This window comes from Ruegeria sp. ABV4_181, assembly GCF_056158465.1.
Map to the genome: position 1 here is coordinate 2,780,917 of NZ_JBSWTI010000002.1, position 23,392 is coordinate 2,804,308.

A 23,392-nucleotide genomic window follows, 5' to 3' on the forward strand; every position below is an offset into this window, starting at 1 on the left:
TACGCGCGGCTAAGGCAAGGTAAGCATATGAAAACAGTGCTTCGTTTGCTCATTCCCCTGACCGTCCTGTCCGCATGCAGCGGCCCGCTTTCGCTGTATTACCGCGAAGGCGAGAGCGTGTCGCGCATGCAGTCCGAGACCACACAGTGTCAGGTTCAGGCCGTCAATCAGGTGCCGGTTGCCAATCAGGTGCGGCAGAGCCCGCCGACATACTGGCCCGGTCGCACCTATTGCGATGGCAGGGGGCATTGCTATCGCTCGCCCGGATGGTGGCAGCCGGGCCGCGTCTATACGGTGGACGTCAACCAGGGCCTTCGGAATGAGGTCGAAACGCAATGCATGGCGAAAAAGGGGTTTCGCCCGGTCAGCCTGCCGCCATGCAGGCAAAGCGTGAAATCTCAGGTCCCCGCGGCACCAACAACGAATTTGCCGCCGCTGACGACCCAATCCTGCTTTGTGAAATTCGATAACGGAACGATCCAGATCATCTCACCCGGTCAGACCGGGTAGGTTCCCGGCGGATTACTCCGCCGGTTCCGGCTCGTCCAGTTGCGCCACCCGCGCGCCCGATTTGTTCGAAGTCACAACACCCAGCGATTTCAGCTTTCGATGCAGCGCGCTGCGCTCCATTCCGACAAAGCTGGCGGTGCGGCTGATATTGCCGCCAAATCGGTTGATCTGGGTCAGCAGGTATTCCCGCTCGAACGCTTCCCGTGCCTCGCGCAGCGGCAGCGTCGCAAGGGCGCCCGACAGGACAACCCGGCCGGAATCGTCCGCTTTTTCCTCTTCTGTCGGCAGTTCCTTTGCTTCGATCGGTCCTGAGCCATCGCCAAGGATCAGCACACGCTCGATCAGGTTCTTCAGCTGCCGCACATTCCCCGGCCAGGTCATCGTCTGCAACAGGGCAACGGCCTCTTCCGAGATGTCGCGTATCGTCAGTCCCTGGGTTTCATTGCACATTTCGATGAAATGCTGGGCCAGAACCGGAATATCCTCGCGCCGCTCTTCCAGCGATGGCACCGCGATCGGCACGACGTTCAGACGATGGTACAGTTCTTCGCGGAACCGGTCAGCGGCGATTTCGGTCTCAAGATCGCGGTTGGTAGACGAGATCACTCGCAGGTCAACCCGCACTTTGTCAGACCCGCCAACCCGCTGGAACTGCTGATCGACCAGCACCCGCAGGATCTTGGACTGCGTACCCAGAGGCATATCCGCGACCTCGTCGAAATAGACCACGCCGCCATGCGCCTCTTCCAGCAGTCCGGATTCGATCCCACGCTCGGACAACTCGCGACCGAACAGAACCTCTTCTACACGCTCGGGTTCGATCCCGGCGCAGTTCACCGTGACAAACGGCGCGTTTGCACGGTTGGAATGCGCGTGAATATAGCGTGCCGCGATTTCCTTGCCTGACCCTGCCGGGCCGCTCAGCATCACGCGGCCATTCGACTTGGTGACCTTGTCCAATTGGCTTTGCATCGCGCGAAACGCGGCCGATTTGCCGATCATGTCGGAGTTGGTGACTTCCTTGCGCTTCAGCGAGGCATTCTCGCGACGCAGGCGAGAGGTTTCCATCGCGCGGCGGATCACCACCATCAGCTGGTCGATGTTAAAGGGCTTTTCGATGAAGTCATACGCCCCCTGCTTGATCGCGGCCACCGCGATTTCGATGTTGCCGTGGCCGGAAATAATCACCACCGGCACGTCCGGGTTGTCGCGTTTGACCGCCTTGAGGATGTCGATCCCGTCCATGCGGCTGTCTTTCAGCCAGATATCCAGGATTAGCAGCCCCGGGGGTTCGGAATTGATGGCGGCCATGCACTCGTCCGAGTTACCAGCCAGTCGGGTTGAATAGCCTTCGTCCTCCAGAATGTCGGACACCAGTTCGCGAATATCGCGTTCGTCATCTACGATCAGAATGTCGCTCATCTTTGGCCTGCTTTCAGTTTGTTTATATTGATTGCCTGCTTTTGCGGCGCTGCGGTCGGGGTTAAATTGCCCCCGGGCAAACGGATCACGGCCATTGCGCCAAAATGGTCCTGACCGTCGAATATGGGCGCGTCTTCCAAAGTAAGCGCACCACCGTGTTCTTCGATTATCTTCTTGACGATGGGCAGGCCCAGCCCGGTCCCTTCGTCGCGTGTGGTGACATACGGCTCGAACAGGCGCGCCCGGTCTTCGGGCAGGCCGATGCCGTTGTCGGCAATGGTAATCACCGTACCCGCATCGTCCCGGGTCACGTCCACCTTGATCTGTGGCTTCAGGTTTTCAGGCGGGCCTTTTTTCTTAAGCGTTTCAATCGCCTCGCCCGCGTTCTTGATCAGGTTGGTCAGCGCCTGATTCAGCATTGTAGCGTCCACCTCGGTCCAAATTGGCTGATCCGGCAAAGTGGCGTCGATCTGAACCTCCGGCTGTCCGGCCTGTTGCAGCAGAACCGCCTCGCGCACCAGACCGACAATGTCTTCTTCGTTGCGGTCAGGTTCCGGCATCCGTGCGAATTTCGAAAACTCGTCGACGATCCGCCGCAGGTCGTTGGTCTGCCGCACGATGACGTCGGTCATGGATTCCAGGCTGCTGCAGTCTTCTTCATCCAGCTTGCGCGAGAACTTGCGCTTGATCCGTTCGGCGCTCAGCTGGATCGGGGTCAGCGGATTCTTGATCTCATGCGCGATCCGGCGGGCGACATCTCCCCACGCGGCCATCCGTTGCGCACTGACCAGATCGGTGACATCGTCAAACGCCACCACATAGCCCTCAAGCCCGCCATCCTCGCCGCGACGGGTCGCCATGCGGACCAGCAGGTTTTCCAGCCGGCCTTTTCGGGTCACCTTTATCTCACCCTGAACGGCCTCCTGACCGCTGTCCTTGAGGGTTTCGAATAGCGGCAGAAATTCCGGCACCGCGACACCGATGACCAGATGCTCTTCGCCCCGCGACCAGTCGAGCAAACGTTCGGCCGAGCGGTTCACGAAAGTCACGTACCCCTCGGAATCAACCCCGACCACGCCCGAGGTCACCGAGCTCAGCACCGAATCGAACAGGCGGCGCCGACGCTCGATCTGGCGGGTGTTTTCCAGAAGCGTATCGCGCTGTCCTTTAAGTTGTCGCGTCATCTGGTTGAAATAACGGCCCAACATCGCGATCTCGTCATCGCTGGCTTCTTCGATGACCTGCACGCTCAGGTCCCCCGCCCCCACACGCTGGGCCGCCGTGGTCAGCCGCCCCACGGGCCGCGACAGCCGTTCGGCAAACCACATGCCCAGCGACATGGCGGCCAGAATAAGGATCACCGCAAAGCCCAGATACAAAAGCCCGAACTCAAACAGCACCCTGCCCCGTTCGCTTTCCAGTTGCTGATAGAACTGCACCGTTTCCTTGGTGTCATCCAACAGCGTCAGCAACTGTCCGTCCACCTCGCGACTGACATAGAGGTACCGGTCCAAGTATGCCTGCAACGGCACCAGCGCGCGAAACTCGCTGTTTTGCCAGTCGGCGATGATCAGCAGGCCGGTATCCGTGGCCTGAACCATCTGTTCCGGCGTCGGAGGTTCAAAATTGAATAGGTAGGATCGGTCGCCGCGCGACCGGATTTCGCCACTGCCGTCAATGACATAGGCTTCGCGCAATCCGCGCTGAATCTGCGATTGCCCCTGCGCCAGAACCTCGCGCAGTTCCGCGTCCGAGATGTAGTAATCCCGCGCGCGGGCGTTATCCAGAAACAGGGCCAGAACCGTCGCGTCCTGTGTCAGACCCTCGCGGTGTTCCTGCTCATAGGCTTCTGCTGCCGTCAGTGACGAGCCCACAACCTCGCGCACGCGGTCAGAAAACCAACCCTCAAGCCCGATATTCACCGTCAGCCCGGCAAAGATCGCAACGGTCACGGTCGGCACCAAAGCCAGTAGCGTGAAGGCGCCGATCAATCTCAGGTGCAGGCGGGACCCGGCGGATTTCGCACGGCGGGCCGCGATCAATGTGCCGACCTGCCCCAGCACAAGCCCCGCAACCACCAGCACGTAGACAAGATCAGCAAGAAGGATCAACCGCAGCGTCGGTGCGGTTGCCCCCAGATCAAAAGGCCCAATGACAAGATACGTGGCCAGCGCCAGCGCAGGGCCCAGAAGAACCAGCCCCAAAGTGCCGAAATTGCGCAGTTTTCGGGATTTCCGCCACCGATTGATCGATAGGATCAGCCCGCTCTGTGCCCGGGTTGCCACCGTCTGCCCTCATCCTGATGTGTCGCTTGCGCGACGTACCGCCATATATCGTGGTCTTTGCCGGGTCCGAACCCGGATGCCACGGTTTGTGTGGCGATATTACATCAGTTTGCGGCGACGTGTCACCTGAATATCGAGGTCAGTGATTTTTTTCCGCAACGTATTTCTGTTGATCCCCAGAAGATCGGCGCATTTCGCCTGATTTCCGCCCGTTGCATCCAGCGCCAGTTCGATCAGCGGGGCCTCAACTTCGCGCAGGATACGCTGGTACAATCCCGGCGGCGGCAGCAGGTTGCCGTGCAGGTCGAAATAACGACGCAGATGCCGCGCGACGGAGGCAGAGAGCTTCTCGCGCTCGCCGTCGCCCAGAACCGGTTCGGCCTCGGGCTGGCTGCCCAAAACCATCTCAACCTCGGTCTTGGTTATCTCATCCGCGCGGCTGGTCAGGCTCAGCCGCCGGATCGCGTTCTCAAGCTGCCGCACATTGCCGGGCCAGGAATACCGGCGCACCAGTTCCACGGCATCCGGGCTGAGCCAGCGCTTGGCGCCATGGTCACGCTCTTCCCGTGCCAGAAAATGGTCGGCCAGCAGGGTGATATCGTCCACCCGCTCGCGCAGGGCCGGTACGTGGACGGTCGCCCCGCACAGACGATAGTAGAGGTCCTGCCGTACCCGACCGCTTTCCATCGCCTCGGTCAGGTCCGACTGGCTGGTCGCCATGAAACGCGGCACGTGATCGCCGGGTGTGTCCATCATGCGCACGATGCGGGCCTGAAGCTCGTCCTCGATATCCGCGATCTCGTCGATCAGCAGCGTCCCGCCCCGCACCCGCGCCATCACGCGCGCCGGGCCTTCCAGATCACGCAGATCGGCTGCTGTCGCCGTCACAAATGGCAGCGTGCGCCGGTCCGAGAAGTCATGAATGGCGCGGGCGATCAAAGACTTGCCCGTCCCGCTTTCGCCCGAAATCATCACCGACAGATCCGTGTTCATCACCCGCGCCACAAGGCGGTACAGGGCCTGCATCACGGGCGTGCGCCCGACCAATGGCAACTCTTCCGGACGGTCTTCTGTTGCGACCGCCACATCGGTCTGAATGCGCTGCTTTTGTTCAAGCGCCCGTGCAGTGCGCTTCATCAGGTCGGGCAGATCGAACGGCTTTGGCAGATAGTCATAGGCATCCGCCTCGGCCGCCTGAATTGCGGTCATGATCGTGTTCTGTGCCGAAATGACGATGACCGGCAGGCCGGGCCGGTCCTGTGCGATCTTCGGCAACATCTCAAGCCCGTTCCCGTCCGGCATCACCACGTCCGAGATCACCACGTCCCCTTTCCCCTCACCAACCCAGCGCATCAGCGTGGTCAGCGACGAGGTCGCGTGTACCTTGCACCCCGCCCGCGTCAGGGCCTGAGTCAGAACGGTTCGGATCGTGCGGTCGTCATCTGCGACCAGTACTGTGCCATCCATCGGGTGCTCTCCTTACCTTTGCTCTTTTCGGCGGGGCTGTTTCATGTTTCGTCACGCGGTGCCCGTCGCAGGGACAGGCGAAAGACCGTGCGCCCCGGAACCGAGTTGGCCGAAATCCAGCCGTTGTGGTCCGAGATGATCTTGCTGACCAGCGCCAGCCCCAGGCCGGTGCCGTTTTCCTTGCCCGATACGAACGGGTCGAAAATGTCGCTGCGGATGTCCTCGGGCAGGCCCGGACCGTCATCGATGATCTCGATTTGCAGCGGCAGGGAATGGCCGGATCCGTCGCTGCGCCGCAGGCGAAATGAGTGCTCGAAATACGTCCGCAGACGGATAATTCCGCCCTTGGGATCAGCGGCTTCCGAGGCGTTCCTGAGAAGGTTCAACACCACCTGAAGGAACTGATCCGGATCGCCATAAGCCAGCGGCAGGGATGGGTCATAATCCTCGATGATCGTCATATGCGCGCCGAACCCCAGCAGCGCCGACCGGCGCGCGCGGTCCAGAACATCGTGAATGTTGATCGGTCTGAAATCCGGTTGCGAGAGGTTGCCGAATTGCTCGACCTGTTCAAGCAGCTTCACGATGCGTCGGCTTTCCTCGACAATTAAGTCTGTAAGTTCAAGGTCTTGCTGCGGAATATTCATGCTCAACAATTGCGCCGCACCGGTAATGCCCGCCAGCGGGTTCTTGATCTCGTGCGCCAGCATTTCGGCCATGCCGATGGCGGATTGCGCCGCAGATTTCACCGTGTTGCCGCGCGTCATCCGACCCGCCAGTTCTCGCGGCGAAATGATCATGATCATCAACCCCGGATGCCCGACAAGCGGCGCGATCTGCAGCGCGCATTGCAGCGGTGCCCGGTTGCCGGATCCTACATCGACATCGTTGACGAACAGCGGCGTCCCCTGTTGGCGCGCCCGCAGAAACGCCTCTTCCAGCGGCGCGTCGACAGCGATCTGATCCCAGACGGGATGCCCGACCACGGCCTTGCGCGACGCGTTCAGAAAACCCTCGCCGGCCGAGTTCACATCCGCGATCCGGTCTTCGACGTCGATGATGAAGGCCGGGACCGGCAGCGAGTTCCAAATGAACTGATCCGAGGTCATGCTGCGGCCTCCGCATCGCCGTTCAGCGCGTCGCCCAGCAGGCGCAGGACCTCATCCGTATCGCGGGACGTCAGCACCGCCCGGCGCAGCGCGGCAGGGGTTCCGGCTTCGTCCATGTACCAGCCCAGATGTTTGCGCGCGACGCGCAGCCCCAGTTCCGCCCCGTAAAAGCTGAGCATTGCCTGATAATGGGCGCGCACCATATCGCTCAGGTCCGTGCCTGCGGGAATAACAGGAGCGTCCGCGCCATACAGGTCGTGACAGATCTGCGCCAACAGCCACGGCTTGCCCTGCGCCCCGCGCCCGACCATGACACCGTCCGCGCCAGACTGCTTCAACGCTGCGCGCGCGGCCTTTGAATCCACGATATCGCCATTGGCAATGACAGGAATCGAGACCGCCTCTTTCACCGCTCTGATCGCCTCCCAATCCGCGTGACCTTTGTAGAATTGACAGCGGGTGCGCCCGTGAATCGTGACCATACTGATACCCGCATCCTGCGCCCGCCGGGCAACGTCGGGCGCGTTCAGCAGCTTGTCATCCCATCCCAGACGGGTTTTCAGCGTCACTGGCACGTCCACCGCCTTCACCACCGCTTCGATCAGCGTCAGCGCGTGGTCGGGTGTTTTCAGCAGGGCTGAGCCTGAATACCCGTTCGTCACCTTTTTGGCTGGGCAACCCATGTTGATGTCGATTACCCGCGCCCCTCGGTCAGCGACCTGCCGGGCGGCTTCGGCCATCCAGTGCGCCTCGCGTCCCGCCAGTTGAACGGCGGTGTTTTCGACATCGGCCGACAGTTCCGCGCGCTCGCGCACGCCCGGCTTTGCCTGCACCATTTCCTGGCTCGCCACCATTTCGCTGACAACCATGCCAGCGCCAAAGCGCATCACCAGATCGCGAAAAGGCCGGTCGGTAATTCCGGCCATCGGCGCCAGCATGACCGGCGGGTTCAGTTCCTTGTCGACGAGGTGCAGGGTCAACGTGCTTAATCCTTGGGCAGTTGCGGATTTGATATCGAATTGAACGCATATGAACAACAAAACGGCGGCCATCAAGCCTGCAAAATCATCACTTGCCTATTTTTTAGGCAGCTTGACGCAGGTGATTGCCTCTGCATTCACCGCACCCTAAACAAAGCGTCAAACCACCGGAGAATTCACCCCATGACCACCGCCGCCATCATCGTTGCCGCAGGACGCGGATTGCGCGCCGGAGGGGGTATTCCAAAGCAATGGCGCCCGCTAGCCGGACGTCGCGTCGCCGACTGGACCATCGACCGGTTCCGAGGACAGGTCGATCATATCGTGCTTGTGTTGTCACCGGATGACGTTGCTGCGTGGGAAGAGTTCAGCGACAGCGGATTGCTGCTGGCCCGGGGCGAAAGCGACCGCGCCGGATCGGTGCGCAACGGGCTTGGGGCGCTGGAGGGTCGGCAGGTGCAGCAGGTTCTCATCCATGACGTGGCCCGGCCCTGCGTCCGCCGTCAGACCATTCGGGACGTCTTGACCGCGCTGGACACCCACCCCGGTGCCGCACCGGGTCTGGCGGTGACCGATGCGCTCTGGACCGGCGACGGGGCAGTCGTGACCGGCACCCAGGACCGCAACGGGTTGTTCGCGGCCCAAACCCCGCAGGGATTTAACTATGATGCCATCGCCGCGGCGCATGCGGCGCATCCCGGCGGTGCGGCGGATGATGTCGAAGTTGCCCGCGCCGCGGGGCTGGATGTAGCCATCGTACCGGGCGACCCGGACAATCTGAAAATCACACGGCCCGAGGATTTTGCCCGGGCGGAACGCATATTGGGAACGGACATGGATGTAAGGCTGGGCAACGGATACGACGTGCATCGGTTTGGCGACGGGGATTACGTGATCCTCTGCGGTGTCAAGGTGCCCCATGGCCGTGGGTTGCAGGGCCATTCGGACGCGGATGTCGGCATGCATGCCGTCACTGACGCGATCTACGGCGCGTTGGCGCGGGGGGATATCGGTCAGCACTTCCCGCCCTCGGACCCGCAATGGAAGGGCGCGGCCAGCGAGATATTCCTGCGCCACGCGGTCGAACTGGCCGCGCAGATGGGGTACCGGATTTCCAATGTCGATTGCACGTTGGTCTGCGAATACCCAAAGATCGGCCCCCACGCCGGGGCCATGCGCGAAGAAATGGCGCGGATCATGGGCTTGCAGGCCGATCAGGTCTCGGTCAAGGCAACCACGTCCGAGCGGCTGGGCTTTACCGGACGCGCCGAGGGCATTGCCTCACTGGCGACCGCTTGTCTGGTGAAATCATGAACGCGGCGCGGCTGATCGGAACCGTCTGCGGTGTCGGCTATCTGCGCCCCGCGCCGGGCACATGGGGTTCGCTGGCCGCCCTGCCCCTGGCCTGGCTGCTGCATGTTCTTGGCGGTTTTCCGTTGCTGGTGATCGCCACTGTCGCGGTCTTTTTCGGCGGGCTCTGGGCCACCCGCGCCATGACTGCGGGCATGGATGATCACGACCCGTCCGAGATCGTGATTGATGAGGTCGCGGGGCAGTTCATCGCCTTGTGGGCAATCTCTTACCCCTCCTGGGCACACGGCATCGAGATCACGGCGCTCTGGCCCGGCTGGGTGGCGGGTTTCCTGCTGTTCCGCCTGTTCGACATCACCAAACCCGGGCCGGTCGGCTGGGCCGACCGCCGTGGTGACCCGCTGGGCGTGATGCTGGACGATGTAATTGCGGGCGTATTTGCCGGGATCGGCGTGCTGATTCTTGCGGGCCTCTCGCACGGGGTGCTGGGCCTGTGACTGTGGCCGCCCTGCTGGACCGCGCCAAGGCGCAGGGGGTGATGATCGCCACCGCCGAAAGCTGTACGGGCGGTTTGGTTGCGGCTGCGCTGACGGATATTCCGGGCAGTTCCGCCGTGGTCGAGCGCGGCTTTGTCACCTATACCAATATCGCCAAGCAGCAGATGCTGGGCGTGTGCGCCGAAACGCTGAATGCGCACGGCGCCGTGTCGGAACAGGTGGCCCGTGAGATGGCGGAGGGCGCGCTGCGGAACTCCGGGGCGCAGCTTGCGGTGTCCGTTACCGGGATCGCGGGCCCCGGCGGGTCCGAGTTCAAACCCGAGGGGCGCGTCTGTTTCGGACTGGCCGTCGATGGCCAGCCGACCGTGACGGAAACCGTCGAGTTCGGCGCACAGGGCCGCGACAACGTGCGCCGCGCAGCGCGGGACCATTCGCTTGGGTTGCTGTCGCAGGGACTTTTCACTCTTGCACAAAATTAAGGCGCGCTGCGCTTTTTGACGCTCAATTCGTCACCGGTTGGCAAAAAGCCCTTAAAACAGGCGGCTAAATTGCGTCCTGCCTCTTTTTTCCCCGCCATCCCTCCGCTTCAACGCCCCTCGCAAGTTGAGGACGCTGAGAGGAGACCGGCCGATGAATGGAGCCGACACCGCCTGGATCATAGTGGCAACCGCCCTGGTCCTGTTCATGACATTACCCGGCCTGGCGCTGTTTTACGGTGGCCTCGTGCGCGCCCGCAACGTGCTGAGCGTATTCATGCATTGCTTCAGCATCGCATGCCTGATGAGCATCCTGTGGCTGGTCGCAGGCTATTCGATCGCCTTCGGCGACGGCGGTTCGGGCCTGTGGGGAGGTCTGGGCAAAGCCTTTCTGACCGGTGTCGACGCCGACAGCCTGTCAGGCACCCTGCCCGAGATCCTGTTCTTTGCCTTCCAGATGACCTTTGCCATCATCACCCCGGCCCTGATCGTCGGCGCCTATGTCGAGCGTGTGGGCTATGGCTTTGTCCTGACCTTCTCGGCCCTGTGGATGCTGCTGTGCTATGCGCCCGTGGTGCACTGGATCTGGGGTGGCGGCATTCTGACCGATGGCGGCATTCTGGGTGAGGTCGGCGTACGCGATTTCGCCGGCGGCATCGTTGTGCACGAAACCGCGGGTCTGGCCGCGCTGATCATCGCGGTTGTGCTTGGACCGCGCCGCAACCGCACGACACCGCCGCACAACCCCGGTTATGTCATGGTCGGCGCAGCGATGCTGTGGGTCGGCTGGTTCGGCTTCAACGGCGGTTCGCAGCTTGCAGCCGATGGCGGCGCTGCGATGGCGATGACCGTCACCCATATCTCGGCAGCGACTGCTTCGCTGACATGGGCGCTCTATGAGCGGATCAAGTATGGCAAGGCTTCGATGGTGGGTCTGGTCACAGGCACCATTGCCGGCCTGGCCTCGATCACCCCGGCTTCGGGCTATGTCGACCCGGTTCAGGCGCTGATCATCGGTGCGGTGGCCGGTGTCCTGTGTCAGGAGGCGGTAAACGTGATCCGCAACGTACTGCATATCGACGATACGCTGGACGTCTTTGCGGTACACGGCGTGGGCGGCATCTTTGGCACACTCATGATCGCTGTCTTTGGCCTCGGCGCCTGGACCGCGCAGTTGGGCGGGCTTGTGATCGTGGGTGTCTTTACGTCAGTTGTCACATTTGTGTTGATTAAGGTGGTTGCGCTAATCACTGCGCTTCGCGTAGACGCAGAGACCGAAACAAACGGGCTCGATCTGTCGGTACACGGTGAACGCGCCTATGACATGAGCAGCTAAGCCCACCTTGGCTGCCACTCGCCCGCAAGGGCAAAAGCGGACCTCTTGAGGGTCCGCTTTTCTTTTGCGCCCCGGCCCCCTCGACTCTGGCCCGGCGGACAGGCTATCAGCCCGCAGAGTCACATAGTTTGCCGAGGTCCCGCCATGATCCCCAGTTCATTTCCCGACAGCACCGAAATCGCCCGCCTGACTGCGCGGATGCTGCTGGAGATCAAGGCCGTCCATTTCAATTCGCGCGAGCCCTTCACGCTGGCGAGCGGCTTGCCCAGCCCGACCTATATCGACTGTCGCAAGCTGATCTCTTACCCGCGCATCCGCTCGACCCTGATGGATTTCCTGACGGTGACCGTGATGCGCGACGCCGGTTTCGAAGCCTTCGACAATATCGCGGGTGGCGAAACGGCCGGCATCCCCTTTGCCGCCATGGTCGCCGAACGCATGGCCCTGCCGATGACCTATGTGCGCAAGAAACCCAAGGGCTATGGCCGCAATGCGCGGATCGAGGGTGCCATGGGCGAAGGCGAGCGCGTTCTGCTGGTCGAGGACCTGACCACCGATGGCGGATCGAAACTGTCCTTTGTGGACGCGATCCGCGACACCGGCGCGACCTGCGGGCACACGGCCGTCATCTTCTACTATGGTATTTTCCCCGATACCGAGAAAACGCTGGGCGACCACGGCGTGCGGTTACATCACCTGTGCACATGGTGGGATGTTCTGGCCGAGGCCAAGGCGCAGAAAGCCTTTGATCCGGAAACACTTGACGCGGTCGAGGCCTTCCTGAACGACCCGCGCGGATGGCAGGAAGCCAATAAACCCACGTAAACCTCTTGTGGATGGACTGGGGATAAGCACTGAAGAATCGGCCTGCGCGCAACGATATCTGGTGACTTTCCCCGCAATTCCTACATAATAAGCTACGCATACACGGGTATCCAAACCGCTGGGAAAGTTATCCCAAGGCCTTACCCCAAGTTAGCCACAGCTATTTCCAGATAGATTGTGGTAGTGTTTCGCGTGTAGAACCTCCGAACGGGCAGCGGGGACAAAATGAACGAGATAAGCAGTATCGAGCAAGCGGCGGCGCAGATTCAGAACGCCGAAACCATGCCGCATTCGATTGAGGCCGAGCAGCAGCTTCTGGGCGCGATCCTGACCAATAACGACCTTTATGACCGGGTCGCCTCGATCATCGGGGCCGAGCATTTCTATGACCCGGTCCACGCCCGGATTTACGAGGTGGCGGCCGCACGCATCGCCAAGAATGCGCTGGCCTCCCCCGTGACGCTGAAATCTTTCATGGCCGAGGACGAGGGGCTGAAGGAACTGGGCGGCCCCGCCTATCTGGTCAAGCTGGCGGGGGCGTCGATCAGCGCCTTTGCCGTGCATGACTATGCCCAGATGATCTATGACCTCGCTATCCGGCGCGAGTTGATCCGGCTGGGCCGGGACATCTCGGACAAGGCGGCGCGGGTCGAGGTCAGCAGCGAACCAAAAGAACAGATAGTCGAGGCCGAGCAGCAACTTTATCAGCTTTCCGAGCAGGGCCAGACCGAACAGGGTTTCCAATCCTTCCTCAAGGCGGTCACAGAAGCCGTCAACGTCACCAACGAGGCGTATCAACGCGGTGGCGGCATGGCGGGAATTTCCACCGGTCTGGCCGACCTGGACAAACAGCTTGGCGGGCTGCACCCGTCCGACCTGATCATTCTGGCCGGTCGTCCGTCGATGGGGAAAACCTCATTGGCGACCAACGTGGCGTTCAACGTGGCCAAGGCCTACAAGCGCGGCACCAAGCCCGACGGAACCGAGGGCGCAGTCGACGGGGGCGTTGTGGGATTCTTCTCACTGGAAATGAGCGCCGAGCAGTTGGCGGGCCGGGTTCTGGCCGAGGCGTCCGAGATTTCCAGCCACAAGATTTGTCAGGGCGACATGACCGAATCCGAGTTCCGCCGTTTCGTGGATGCGGCCAAAGAACTGGAGGCCTGCCCCCTGTTCATCGACGACACCCCGGCCCTGCCGATCTCGCAACTCGCTGCGCGTGCGCGGCGGTTGAAGCGGACGCACGGGCTTGACTTGCTGGTGATTGACTATCTCCAGCTCTGCCGTGGTATGGCCGATAACCGCGTCAACGAGATCGCCGAGATTTCGATGGGCATGAAGGCTATCGCCAAAGAGCTCAACATCCCGGTCATCGCCCTGTCTCAGCTCAGCCGTCAGGTCGAAAGCCGCGACGACAAGCGCCCGCAGCTGTCTGACCTGCGCGAATCCGGGTCGATCGAACAGGACGCCGACGTGGTGATGTTCGTGTTCCGCGAGGAATACTACAAGGAACGCGAAAAACCCGGCGATCACGAACTGGAAAAGATGGAAGAGTGGAAGCAGGCCATGGACCGCCTGCACGGCAAGGCCGAAGTCATCGTCGGCAAGCAGCGCCACGGTCCCATCGGTACGGTCGAGCTGTCCTTCGTGGCACAGTTCACCCGGTTCGGCAACCTGGTCAAACCCTGGCAACAGGACGGCCAGATCGAGGGCTACTGACCTCTACCAAAGCTCGGGCCTGTTGAACGCGCCGACGCAGCGGGACTGGCCCGCAATGGGCGTCATCTTTTCACCTGCAAGCGACTGCCCAAGCCAGCCATGGGGCATACTCAGCGGCATCGGCGCCTTGGCGGTATCTTCGCTGACGGGTTGAAACCCGGCTTTGCCGTAATAAGCCGGATCGCCATAAGTGACAGCGATATCAACGCTGTGGCGGCGCAGTTCATCCAGCCCGAAACCGATCAGCCTCTGGCCAATTCCCGATTTCTGCCGATCGGTGCGCACAGCCACCGGTGACATCAGAAACACCTGTTGCGGGTCCCGATCATAGCGCAACCGCGAGAACAGAATGCAGCCAAGCAATGCGTCCTGATCAAGCGCGATGACCCCCAACAGATCGCCCTCAGGGGTGGTTGCCAGCAAATCCGTGACCAGCGCACCAATCGCCTTGCCTTCTTCTTCGCCTTCCGAGCCCGCAAAAACGTCTTTGAAAAATCCGGGCAGCGTCGGCGTATGGTCCTTAAATCTGGCCGTCAGTTTCATCAGCACATTCCTTTTCTTCCCTCTGCAGGCCATCAACGATCACCACCTGATGCCCATAGTTGATCACAGGCCGGACACAATGACGACAACCTGCTTACACGGCCAACAACGCTTTTTTTGCCAATGCCTTGTGATCCCGGCCAGAAGATGCCCATGATCCGCCCGAACTTAACCAGATTCGCCGCATTCCCCCTTGACCTGCCGCAATCCAATGTCATGAACAGCACCATGAGTACTGCACGTTTAACGATCAACCTACAGGCGCTGGCCAGCAACTGGCGGGCGCTCGACGCCAAAACAATTGTCGAGACCGGCGCCGTGGTCAAAGCGGATGCCTATGGCCTTGGGGCCGGGCCCGTTTCCGCGACACTGGCCGAGGAAGGCGTTCGCAAATTCTTTGTCGCCGCGGCCGAAGAAGGCGTTGCCGTGCGCAAGGCGATTGGTCCGGGCCCGATGATCGGAGTGTTCTCGGGGCACATGGAAGGTGACACCGACCTGCTGCGCGATCACGATCTGACACCGCTGATCAATTCGCCGGAACAGTTCGTCCGGCATCAGCAGGCGCTGCCCGACCAGCCATTTGGCATCCAACTGGACAGTGGCATGAACCGTCTGGGGCTGGAGCCCGCGGATTGGGCCGAACTGCGCTCGGCGGCCGAAGCCCTGAACCCCGTTGTCGTCATGTCGCATCTGGCCTGCTCGGACGAACCCGACCACCCGATGAACCGCCAACAGTTGCAGACGTTCCGCGAGATGACGGACGGCGTTGCGGCCCCCCGGTCCCTCGCCGCGACCGGAGGGATCCTGCTGGGCCCCGAATTCCACTTTGAATTCTGCCGCCCCGGTGTGGGTATTTACGGCGGCATGCCCTTTGCCGGCGCAAAACCTGTTGTGACTGTCGATCTGCCGGTCATTCAGGTGCGACCAGTCGCGGTTGGGGAAACTGTCGGCTATGGCAACAGCTGGGCGGCGCGGCGCCCTTCGCGCATTGCAACCGTCGCTGCCGGATATGCCGATGGCCTGCACCGCGCCATCGGTGGCGGCATCGACGCCTTTGCCGGCGATCAGCCCTGTCCGGTCGTTGGCCGCATTTCGATGGACCTGATCACAGTCGATGTGACCGACCTGCCGAAAGACCCTGAACGCCTGCGCATCCTGAACGGCCATCAGACCGTCGACGATCTGGCCGAGGCCGCGGGCACCATCGGGTATGAAATCCTCACGTCGCTTGGCGCGCGCTATTCCCGGGGTTACGTGGAATGAACCCGCTTGCTCTGCTGGGCGGGCTGGGCCGTGCCGTTCTGACCCTGCTTGCCACTTTTGGTAAAGTCGCGCTGTTCTCGCTGGACGCGGTTTCGCATATCTTCCGCCCGCCCTATTACCCGCGTGAGTTTGCTGTGGCGCTGATGAATATCGGCTGGCTGTCGCTGCCCGTGGTTGGCCTGACGGCCATTTTCACCGGCGGCGCGCTGGCTCTGCAGATCTATGCAGGCGGCGCTCGTTTCAATGCCGAGGCCGTGGTGCCGCAGATCGTCGCCATCGGCATGGTGCGCGAATTGGGTCCCGTTCTGGTCGGCCTGATGATCGCCGCGCGCGTGACCTCGTCCATCGCGGCCGAGATTGCCACGATGAAAGTGACCGAGCAGATCGACGCGCTGGTCACCCTGTCCACCCATCCGATGAAATACCTGACCGCGCCGCGCGTTGTGGCCGCGCTGATCACTGTGCCGTTGCTGGTCGGGATCGGAGATATCATCGGAATCGCGGGCGGCTATGTGGTCGCCACCCAGAACCTGGGCTTCAACGCGGCGACCTACCTGCTGAATACGGTCAATTTCCTGGAAGCACGCGACATTGTTTCCTCGCTGGTCAAAGGCGCAGCCTTCGGGCTGATCGCGGCCCTGATGGGTTGTTACTACGGCATGAATTCTGGCCGTGGCGCGCAGGGCGTGGGCCGGGCCACCAAATCCTCGGTCGAATCCGCCGCCATCATGATTCTGGCTGCCAACTTCATTCTGACAGGGGTGTTCTTCTCGATATGATCCGGCTGGAGAACGTACATAAGACCTTCGGGGACAATCATGTCCTGCAGGGTATGAACCTGGAGATCCCCAAAGGCACTTCGATGGTCATCATCGGCGGTTCGGGCACCGGAAAATCCGTTGCGCTGAAGTGCATTCTTGGGCTGATCAAGCCAGACAGCGGCATGGTCTATGTCGACGGAAAGGACGCAACCAAAGGCGACCGCGACAAGTTTCTGGCCCGGTTCGGAATGCTGTTTCAGGGCGCGGCGCTTTTTGACTCGCTGCCCGTCTGGCAAAACGTGTCCTTTCGCCTGCTGCGCGGCCCACTGAAGCGCCCGCCGGAATACGCTCGCGAAATCGCCATCGAGAAACTGCGCCGCGTGGGTCTGAAATCGGATGTGGCCGACCGCTTTCCCTCGGAACTGTCCGGCGGGATGCAGAAACGCGTGGGCCTCGCCCGCGCCATTGCCGCCGAGCCTGAGATTATCTTTTTCGACGAGCCCACCACGGGGTTGGACCCGATCATGTCCGGCGTCATCAACGACCTGATCCGCGAAATCGTGACCGAGATGGGCGCCACCGCGATGACCATCACCCACGACATGAGTTCCGTCCGCGCGATTGCCGACAACGTCGCCATGCTGCACGGAGGCATCATCCAGTGGACCGGCCCTGTTGGACAGATGGATGCCTCGGGTGATCCTTACGTTGAGCAGTTCATCAGCGGGAGTGCAGAGGGGCCGATTGAGGCGGTGCGTTAATGAACAACGCAATGTTTGTATTGCAACAAGTCCAATTTTTTTTTACCCCGTGTCGGTAGCAATCGCTTGGTTTCTTATTCACTACTTCGGCGAAAAATCAGGCGTTCCACGCTCCCTAAGAGCTGAGGTGATCTTCTTTCCAGTAATATTCTGTATGTTTATAGGCATTTTTCCCGGTATGATAATTGGGGTTTTGTTGTCTCAGGTATTTGGCGTAGCAGGTCCAATATCTCTTTTTCCAATAATGGCAGGCTTCTTCGTATCTGGGGCTGTTCTGCACCGGAAATTACGATCTTCCGTTTCGCATAAATTGCGGTCTGACGCCCTCGTCGGAACAATATTTTTGATTTACACTGTGGGTATGGCGCTTTCTATCAGAGGCATGAGCGCCTAAGTCTGCACACATGACCCTCCGCCTCGCCACCCTCTCGCTCCTGATCCTCTATCCCATCGCGTGGTTCGCCCCACTGATGCGCGCAGGGCTCCTGCCGATCTTCGGCCTTAGCGAGATCAGCGTCATCACCGGCCTGCAATCGTTGTGGAAATCCGACGTCTTTCTGGCGCTGATCGTCACCATCTTCGCCCTGTTTGCACCCTACATCAAAACCATCGGAACCGCCCTGATCCAATGGGACCTGCTGGATGCACGCGTGCAGCCCGCGCTCAACTTTCTCGGGAAACTGGCCATGGCCGACATCTTCCTGATCGCGCTCTACATCACGCTGGCAAAGGGCATTTCCTACGCGACTATCGAGACTGCTTGGGGTCTTTACCTGTTCACCGCCTGCATTCTGGCCTCGATCGCACTGGGACACATTACCGAAATGACATCCAGTTCACGAAATCCTCAGAGCTAATTGATTGAAAACGATCATCTGAGTATCATCTTTATATTTAGAGCAGTAAAATTTGTGTTTGCGGGTCCGTGGCGGACCAATCTGTGTGTTTTGGATGACGTCCGCTTGGGCTCGGTGTTTACCGGTTTGAGAAGGAGATCGTCGATCATGACCGCCCTCCACAACATTACGTTGCAATTTCAGAATGTCTTTTTACGCCTGACCTTTTTCCTCATCTGCGCCGCAGCGCTTTTTACCGTTACTGCAACCCTTCTGTCCGCGTTTGGCGTGCTGCCCTGGCTTTCGATGCAGGCCGGGTTTGGCGGCGGACCGGTTACGGATGCCGGGATGTTTGTCCAGATCGGCCTGACCGCGCTGATCCTGATGCTGGCTTTCTACCTGCCGGCCAATGCCCGGATGATGGCGCTGGAAAATGCCCATCGCAAATTCGCGCTGAACATGCAGGACATTTCGGCGGCTTATCAGATGGCACATGCGGCGGATCGTGCCGACACGTTCATGATGTCGTCCGAGTTTGATGCGGTCAAGGAACGCATCGCCTTTTTGCGCCACCACCCCGATTTGCAATCGCTGGAGCCCGAGATACTGGAACTGGCCGCACAGATGAGCCAGATCAGCCACGAACTGGCCGAGACCTATGGCGATGCCAAAGTGTCCCGCGCCCGCATGTTCCTGCAACAGCGTCAGGAAGAGATCGAACAGTTCCAGCGGCGGATCGAGGACGCCCAGACCATCCAGCACGAGCTGCGCCAATGGACCCGGGACATCGAGATCGAGGAATCCATCGCCAAGTCCCAGCTGACCCGTCTGCGCGATGAGTTGTTCGAGCTGTTGCCGGAATTATCGGCGCAGTTGCAGGCGCCATCCGACGACCGCAAGTCCAAGGCGTCCAGCGTTATCGCGATGTCACCGCCCCGCGCCGCGGAATAGGCGCGTCAGCGCCCGCCGCAGACGATGGCCCGCCGGGCCTGAGGACGCGGCCCGCCCCGGCGGAGATGAAAGCCCTGACAGGGCTTGAAGAACCGCCCGACCTCGGGCACCAAGGGCCGCATGGCAAAGACGACTTTTTCCTGCTCGGCCTGTGGCGCGTCGCATTCGCGCTGGACCGGGCGCTGTGACGGATGCGGTGAGTGGAACACGATCACCCAGGACGTCCCCCTTTCGGCGGGCCCCGCAAAGAAATCCCTCGGTGGCAAGCGCGGCCAGTCCATCGCACTCACGGACCTGTCCACCGAGGAAACACCCCCGCCCCGCACCCTGTGCGGGGTCGAGGAACTGGATCGTGTACTGGGCGGCGGCCTTGTCCCCGCCTCGGCCCTGCTGGTGGGCGGCGACCCCGGCATCGGAAAATCCACTCTGTTGCTGCAGGCCGCAGCGCGCTTTTCCCGCGCGGGTGTGAAAACCATCTATGTCTCGGGCGAAGAAGCCAGCGCACAGGTCCGCATGCGTGCGCGCCGTCTGGGGCTTGAGGACGCGCCGGTTCAGCTGGCGGCCGAGACCAACCTGCGCAATATTCTCACAACGCTTGAGGCTGAAAAGCCCGGTCTTGCGATCATCGACTCGATCCAGACCATGTGGGCCGACAATGTCGACAGCGCGCCCGGTTCGGTGTCGCAGGTCCGGGCCGCCGCGCATGAACTGACCACCTTTGCCAAACGGCATGGCGTGTCGATCATCATGGTCGGCCACGTCACCAAGGAAGGTCAGATCGCCGGTCCCCGTGTGGTCGAGCATATGGTCGATACCGTTCTCTATTTCGAAGGCGAGCGCGGCCATCAGTTCCGCATCCTGCGCGCCGTCAAAAACCGCTTTGGTCCCGCGGACGAGATTGGTGTGTTCGAAATGACGGGCAAGGGGCTGGCACAGGTCACCAACCCTTCGGCCCTGTTCCTGTCGGAACGCGGCACGCCCAGCCCCGGATCAGCCGTGTTTGCAGGCATCGAGGGCACCCGGCCCGTCCTGGTCGAGTTGCAGGCGCTGGTCGCCCCCTCGCCCCATTCGCAGCCGCGCCGCACCGTTGTCGGATGGGACAGCGGCCGACTGGCGATGATCCTCGCCGTGTTAGAAGCGCGCTGCGGCATCCCCTTCGCGGGGCTCGACGTCTACCTGAACGTCGCCGGCGGGCTGAAGGTGAGCGAACCCGCGGCCGATCTGGCCGTTGCCGCAGCGTTACTGAGCGCGCGTGAAGACACCGCCTTGCCCACCGATACGGTCGTTTTCGGAGAAATCTCGTTATCCGGGGCACTTAGACCGGCACCGCAGACCGAAAACAGGTTGAAAGAAGCGCAAAAACTTGGTTTCACATCGGCAATCGCTCCGGCGGGCGGCAAAACCGGCACTGTGGCAGGTCTGACACTCACCCGACCCTCTGATTTGGTCGGGTTTGTTGGCGAAACCTTCGGAGCAGGTTAAGGTAACGCCTTGAGGGGCAGAAAAAATTACGGGCGAGGGCCATGGAAGGTTTTACAATCATTGACGGGGTGGTCGCCCTGATCATCGTCGTGTCGGGCTTGCTGGCCTATTCTCGTGGCTTGCTGCGCGAGGTTCTGGCGATTGCAGGCTGGGTTGCGGCCGCCGTTCTGGCCTTTATCTTTGCGCCCCAAGCCGTGCCGCTGGTGAAAGAGATCCCGGTGGTCGGCGACTTCCTGCGCGACAGTTGCGAGCTTTCGGTCATCACCGGCTTTGCCGCCGTCTTTGCCATCGCGCTGATCGTGGTCAGCATCTTTACTCCGCTGTTCTCGTCGATTGTGCAGCGTTCGGCGCTTGGCGGGCTGGATCAGGCGCTGGGGTTCTTCTTCGGCATCGCGCGCGGCATCCTGTTGGTCGCCATCGCGTTTTTCGTCTATGATACCGTGATGACCGGCCAATCCTATACAATCGTTGACGAAAGCCGCTCTGCCAAGGTGTTCGAACAGTTCAGTGACCGGATCGAAGAACAGAACCCGGAACAGGCCCTGGGCTGGGTAACCCGTCAGTACGAAGAACTGGTGGCAAGCTGTGGCGCGGGCTCTGAGGCGTCCGGCGAACAGACGGCCCCAACGACCATCGAATAACAAGAAAGCCCGGTTCCGACCGGGCTTTTTTCAAGGCGCAAGTATCAGCAGGCGTGTTTCAGACGAACCCTTCGCCACCGCAGACCGTGCATCTGATGTTCTTGAGGCCGAAACACCCGTCACAACGGCTGAGGACCGGTTTGCCGTGGATATCCCTGCTTTTGATCACCTCACCGGACCCGTTGCAGATCTGACAGGGCGCGCGGCCCACCCCCCGGCAGCGATGGCACCGGCGTTTCACGGGCTCTTCCTTCTTTACGGCTTGCTTGTGTGGCCTCATGGCTGACTTCCGATTGAATCCCGCGCGTCCGGAACACCTTTTGCTTTCTCTATGACAGCATAAGGCTTTGCCGATGTCACCTTTTCATGCGTTTCACAGCAAAATCCACCTGCGTCAAATCGCAGATGTGATCCTTTGATGACACAGCCATCGTTAGGCTTTATGTGAATGCCGAACTGACATGGAATCGGAGCTGCCGATCTTGCTGTATCTGTTTACTTTCGCGCCCGCCCCCGGTGATGCCGCGCGTAACAGCCACCGTCTGGATGGGTGAAGATGTATTCAGATGCAGACGTGCAGACATTCCGCGCCGAAACCCTGATCAACGAAAAAACGTCATAGAAATTGGAGCCCGTGCATGTGTGGGATTTTGGGGATCGCAAGCAGGACACATGATGTCTTTGCGGAAATCTATGACGGGCTGCTGATGTTGCAGCACCGGGGTCAGGACGCCTCGGGCATCGTCACCTATAACGGCGAGTTCTTCCGCGAGAAGAAGGCGAACGGTCTGGTCAAGGACGTCTTTAACGTGCAGGACGCCGAAACCCTTCTGGGCAAGGTCGGGATCGGCCATGTCCGCTATCCCACCGCCGGGTCGCTCAGCGCGGCTGAGGCACAGCCGTTTTTTGTGAATGCCCCTTATGGCATTTATCTGGTCCATAACGGCAATATCACCAACACGGCCGAGCAGCGCGAGAAAGTCACCGGAAAATACAGCCGCCACCTGCGCACCACGTCGGATTCCGAAATTTTGCTGAACGTGCTGGCCGACAAGGTTTCCGACGCCATCAAGGTCAACGGAACCGTTGATCCGATCCGGAACATCTTTGCCGGTGTGAAGATGACGATGGAGCGTGTTCAGGGCGCTTATTCCGTCATCTGCCTGATCGCCGGTGTGGGGATGCTGGCGTTCCGCGACCCCTACGGCATCCGCCCTCTGTCGGTGGCGATGCGCGCGGCCACGGGCGACGGCGACGATTATGCCTTTGCCTCGGAAGACGTGGCCTTTGGCATCAACGGGTTCGAAAAGCTGCGCGATCTCGATCCCGGCGAGGCCATTCTGATCGACCTGGAAGGCAACATGCACACCTTCCAGGCCGTCGAGGGCAAGCTGACCCCCTGTATCTTCGAATATGTCTACCTTGCCCGCCCGGATTCCATGCTGGACGGAGTCTCGGTTTACAAAACGCAGATGCGCATGGGCCAGACCCTGGCGCGGCAGATCGAATCCGCCGGTCTGGATATCGACCGGATCATCCCGGTGCCCGACAGCGCCCGCCCCGTGGCGCTTGAGGTCGCCAAGGCCACCGGCATTCCGTACCGCGAAGGTCTGGTCAAGAACCGCTATGTCGGGCGGACATTCATCATGCCCGGTCAGGAAGAAAGGCAGAAATCCGTGCGCCGCAAGCTGAATGCGGTGCCGCTGGAGTTCAAGGGTCACAACGTCCTGTTGATCGACGATTCGATCGTACGCGGCAACACGATCAAGAAAATCGTCCAGATGTGCCGTGACGCCGGTGCCCGAAAGGTTTTTGTCGCCAGCGCCTCGCCGCCGGTGAAGTTTCCCAATGTCTACGGGATCGACATGCCGACCAAGCATGAGCTGATCGCAAACGGCAAGGACATCGAAGAAATCCGTCAGGAACTGGGCGCGGATGCGCTGTTCTATCAGCATCTGGACGATCTGATCTGGGCGGCCAAGGAAGGCAATCCCGACATCGGAGCCTTTGATTGCTCGTGTTTTGACGGCGACTACATCACGGGCAGCGTCAGCGACGACTATCTGGACAGCCTGGAAAACAGCTCGCGCGTCAGCAAGAAGCGACAGGATATGCAGGTTCCCGGGGGATCGTGGAACGCGGCCAAACTGGCGTCTGGCTGATCCGCAATCCGAACGGTCCAAGAGCCGAATCAATACCCGCGCAAGGCCCGTTTTGCAG

The 23,392-nt window shown here is 60.9% G+C and carries 21 protein-coding genes; 15 read left to right on the top strand and 6 right to left on the bottom strand.

Annotated features, from left to right (window positions below; genetic code table 11):
- Positions 1 to 27 precede the first annotated feature (27 nt).
- A complete protein-coding gene (locus tag ACXAC3_RS13770; RefSeq protein ID WP_475161140.1) occupies positions 28 to 510 on the top strand; it encodes a hypothetical protein in 483 nt (160 codons plus the stop codon).
- Positions 511 to 522: 12 nt separating this feature from the next.
- Here the strand turns inward: ACXAC3_RS13770 and ntrX are convergent, their stop codons facing one another.
- From ntrX to dusB, 5 genes are all read right to left on the bottom strand, one after another.
- A complete protein-coding gene (gene ntrX, locus ACXAC3_RS13775) occupies positions 523 to 1,932 on the bottom strand; it encodes a nitrogen assimilation response regulator NtrX (protein ID WP_475161144.1) in 1,410 nt (469 codons plus the stop codon).
- Positions 1,929 to 4,217, bottom strand: coding sequence for a sensor histidine kinase NtrY-like (locus tag ACXAC3_RS13780; protein ID WP_475161147.1), 2,289 nt, complete (start codon positions 4,215 to 4,217; stop codon positions 1,929 to 1,931). Before ACXAC3_RS13780 ends, ntrX begins: the two co-directional genes overlap by 4 nt.
- Before the next feature lie 99 nt (positions 4,218 to 4,316).
- Positions 4,317 to 5,684, bottom strand: coding sequence for a response regulator (locus ACXAC3_RS13785; protein ID WP_475161151.1), 1,368 nt, complete (start codon positions 5,682 to 5,684; stop codon positions 4,317 to 4,319).
- 41 nt (positions 5,685 to 5,725) lie between these two features.
- Positions 5,726 to 6,793 (bottom strand): two-component system sensor histidine kinase NtrB, encoded by a 1,068-nt coding sequence (locus tag ACXAC3_RS13790; RefSeq protein ID WP_475161154.1) that lies wholly within the window; start codon positions 6,791 to 6,793, stop codon positions 5,726 to 5,728.
- Entirely contained in the window at positions 6,790 to 7,848 is a 1,059-nt protein-coding gene (gene dusB / locus ACXAC3_RS13795; RefSeq protein ID WP_475161156.1) for a tRNA dihydrouridine synthase DusB, read from the bottom strand. The genes ACXAC3_RS13790 and dusB overlap by 4 nt, the downstream gene beginning before the upstream one ends.
- A gap of 108 nt (positions 7,849 to 7,956) precedes the next feature.
- Between dusB and ACXAC3_RS13800 the strand changes: the two genes are divergently transcribed.
- The 6 genes from ACXAC3_RS13800 to ACXAC3_RS13825 all read left to right on the top strand — a co-directional run bounded on the left by ACXAC3_RS13800 (position 7,957) and on the right by ACXAC3_RS13825 (position 13,934).
- The gene (locus ACXAC3_RS13800) at positions 7,957 to 9,087 is read left to right on the top strand and encodes a bifunctional 2-C-methyl-D-erythritol 4-phosphate cytidylyltransferase/2-C-methyl-D-erythritol 2,4-cyclodiphosphate synthase (RefSeq protein ID WP_475161160.1); all 1,131 of its coding nucleotides are present in this window, start codon (positions 7,957 to 7,959) and stop codon (positions 9,085 to 9,087) included.
- Positions 9,084 to 9,581 carry a phosphatidylglycerophosphatase A family protein gene (locus tag ACXAC3_RS13805; protein ID WP_475163432.1) on the top strand — a complete coding sequence of 166 codons (498 nt, stop codon included), beginning with the start codon at positions 9,084 to 9,086 and terminating at the stop codon, positions 9,579 to 9,581. The genes ACXAC3_RS13800 and ACXAC3_RS13805 overlap by 4 nt, the downstream gene beginning before the upstream one ends.
- Positions 9,578 to 10,060: a CinA family protein gene (locus ACXAC3_RS13810; protein WP_475161163.1), complete on the top strand. Its 483-nt coding sequence runs from the start codon at positions 9,578 to 9,580 to the stop codon at positions 10,058 to 10,060. The genes ACXAC3_RS13805 and ACXAC3_RS13810 overlap by 4 nt, the downstream gene beginning before the upstream one ends.
- 151 nt (positions 10,061 to 10,211) lie before the next feature.
- Positions 10,212 to 11,393 carry an ammonium transporter gene (locus ACXAC3_RS13815; protein WP_475161165.1) on the top strand — a complete coding sequence of 394 codons (1,182 nt, stop codon included), beginning with the start codon at positions 10,212 to 10,214 and terminating at the stop codon, positions 11,391 to 11,393.
- A 144-nt stretch (positions 11,394 to 11,537) separates the two neighbouring features.
- A complete protein-coding gene (locus ACXAC3_RS13820; RefSeq protein WP_475161167.1) occupies positions 11,538 to 12,218 on the top strand; it encodes an orotate phosphoribosyltransferase in 681 nt (226 codons plus the stop codon).
- Between the two features lie 225 nt (positions 12,219 to 12,443).
- Positions 12,444 to 13,934 carry a replicative DNA helicase gene (locus tag ACXAC3_RS13825; protein WP_475161170.1) on the top strand — a complete coding sequence of 497 codons (1,491 nt, stop codon included), beginning with the start codon at positions 12,444 to 12,446 and terminating at the stop codon, positions 13,932 to 13,934.
- Between the two features lie 3 nt (positions 13,935 to 13,937).
- Here ACXAC3_RS13825 and ACXAC3_RS13830 read toward each other — a convergent pair whose 3' ends face one another.
- A complete protein-coding gene (locus ACXAC3_RS13830; protein ID WP_475161171.1) occupies positions 13,938 to 14,477 on the bottom strand; it encodes a GNAT family N-acetyltransferase in 540 nt (179 codons plus the stop codon).
- A 228-nt stretch (positions 14,478 to 14,705) separates the two neighbouring features.
- On the opposite strand from ACXAC3_RS13830, the gene alr reads away from it, so the two are divergent.
- The 8 genes from alr (at position 14,706) to purF (ending at position 23,334) form a co-directional block, all read left to right on the top strand.
- Positions 14,706 to 15,740 (top strand): alanine racemase, encoded by a 1,035-nt coding sequence (gene alr, locus ACXAC3_RS13835; RefSeq protein ID WP_475161174.1) that lies wholly within the window; start codon positions 14,706 to 14,708, stop codon positions 15,738 to 15,740.
- Positions 15,737 to 16,519: an MlaE family ABC transporter permease gene (locus tag ACXAC3_RS13840; RefSeq protein WP_475161176.1), complete on the top strand. Its 783-nt coding sequence runs from the start codon at positions 15,737 to 15,739 to the stop codon at positions 16,517 to 16,519. Before alr ends, ACXAC3_RS13840 begins: the two co-directional genes overlap by 4 nt.
- A complete protein-coding gene (locus ACXAC3_RS13845; protein ID WP_475161178.1) occupies positions 16,516 to 17,262 on the top strand; it encodes an ABC transporter ATP-binding protein in 747 nt (248 codons plus the stop codon). Before ACXAC3_RS13840 ends, ACXAC3_RS13845 begins: the two co-directional genes overlap by 4 nt.
- Positions 17,263 to 17,666: 404 nt before the next feature.
- On the top strand, positions 17,667 to 18,119 hold the full coding sequence (locus ACXAC3_RS13850; RefSeq protein WP_475161179.1) for a paraquat-inducible protein A: 453 nt from the start codon (positions 17,667 to 17,669) through the stop codon (positions 18,117 to 18,119).
- Positions 18,120 to 18,266: 147 nt separating this feature from the next.
- On the top strand, positions 18,267 to 19,049 hold the full coding sequence (locus ACXAC3_RS13855) for a DNA repair protein (RefSeq protein ID WP_475161182.1): 783 nt from the start codon (positions 18,267 to 18,269) through the stop codon (positions 19,047 to 19,049).
- Positions 19,050 to 19,169: 120 nt separating this feature from the next.
- On the top strand, positions 19,170 to 20,531 hold the full coding sequence (gene radA, locus ACXAC3_RS13860) for a DNA repair protein RadA (protein WP_475161185.1): 1,362 nt from the start codon (positions 19,170 to 19,172) through the stop codon (positions 20,529 to 20,531).
- Positions 20,532 to 20,572: 41 nt separating this feature from the next.
- A complete protein-coding gene (locus tag ACXAC3_RS13865) occupies positions 20,573 to 21,172 on the top strand; it encodes a CvpA family protein (RefSeq protein ID WP_475161187.1) in 600 nt (199 codons plus the stop codon).
- A gap of 638 nt (positions 21,173 to 21,810) precedes the next feature.
- On the top strand, positions 21,811 to 23,334 hold the full coding sequence (purF, locus tag ACXAC3_RS13870) for an amidophosphoribosyltransferase (protein WP_475161189.1): 1,524 nt from the start codon (positions 21,811 to 21,813) through the stop codon (positions 23,332 to 23,334).
- Positions 23,335 to 23,392: the final 58 nt, after the last annotated feature.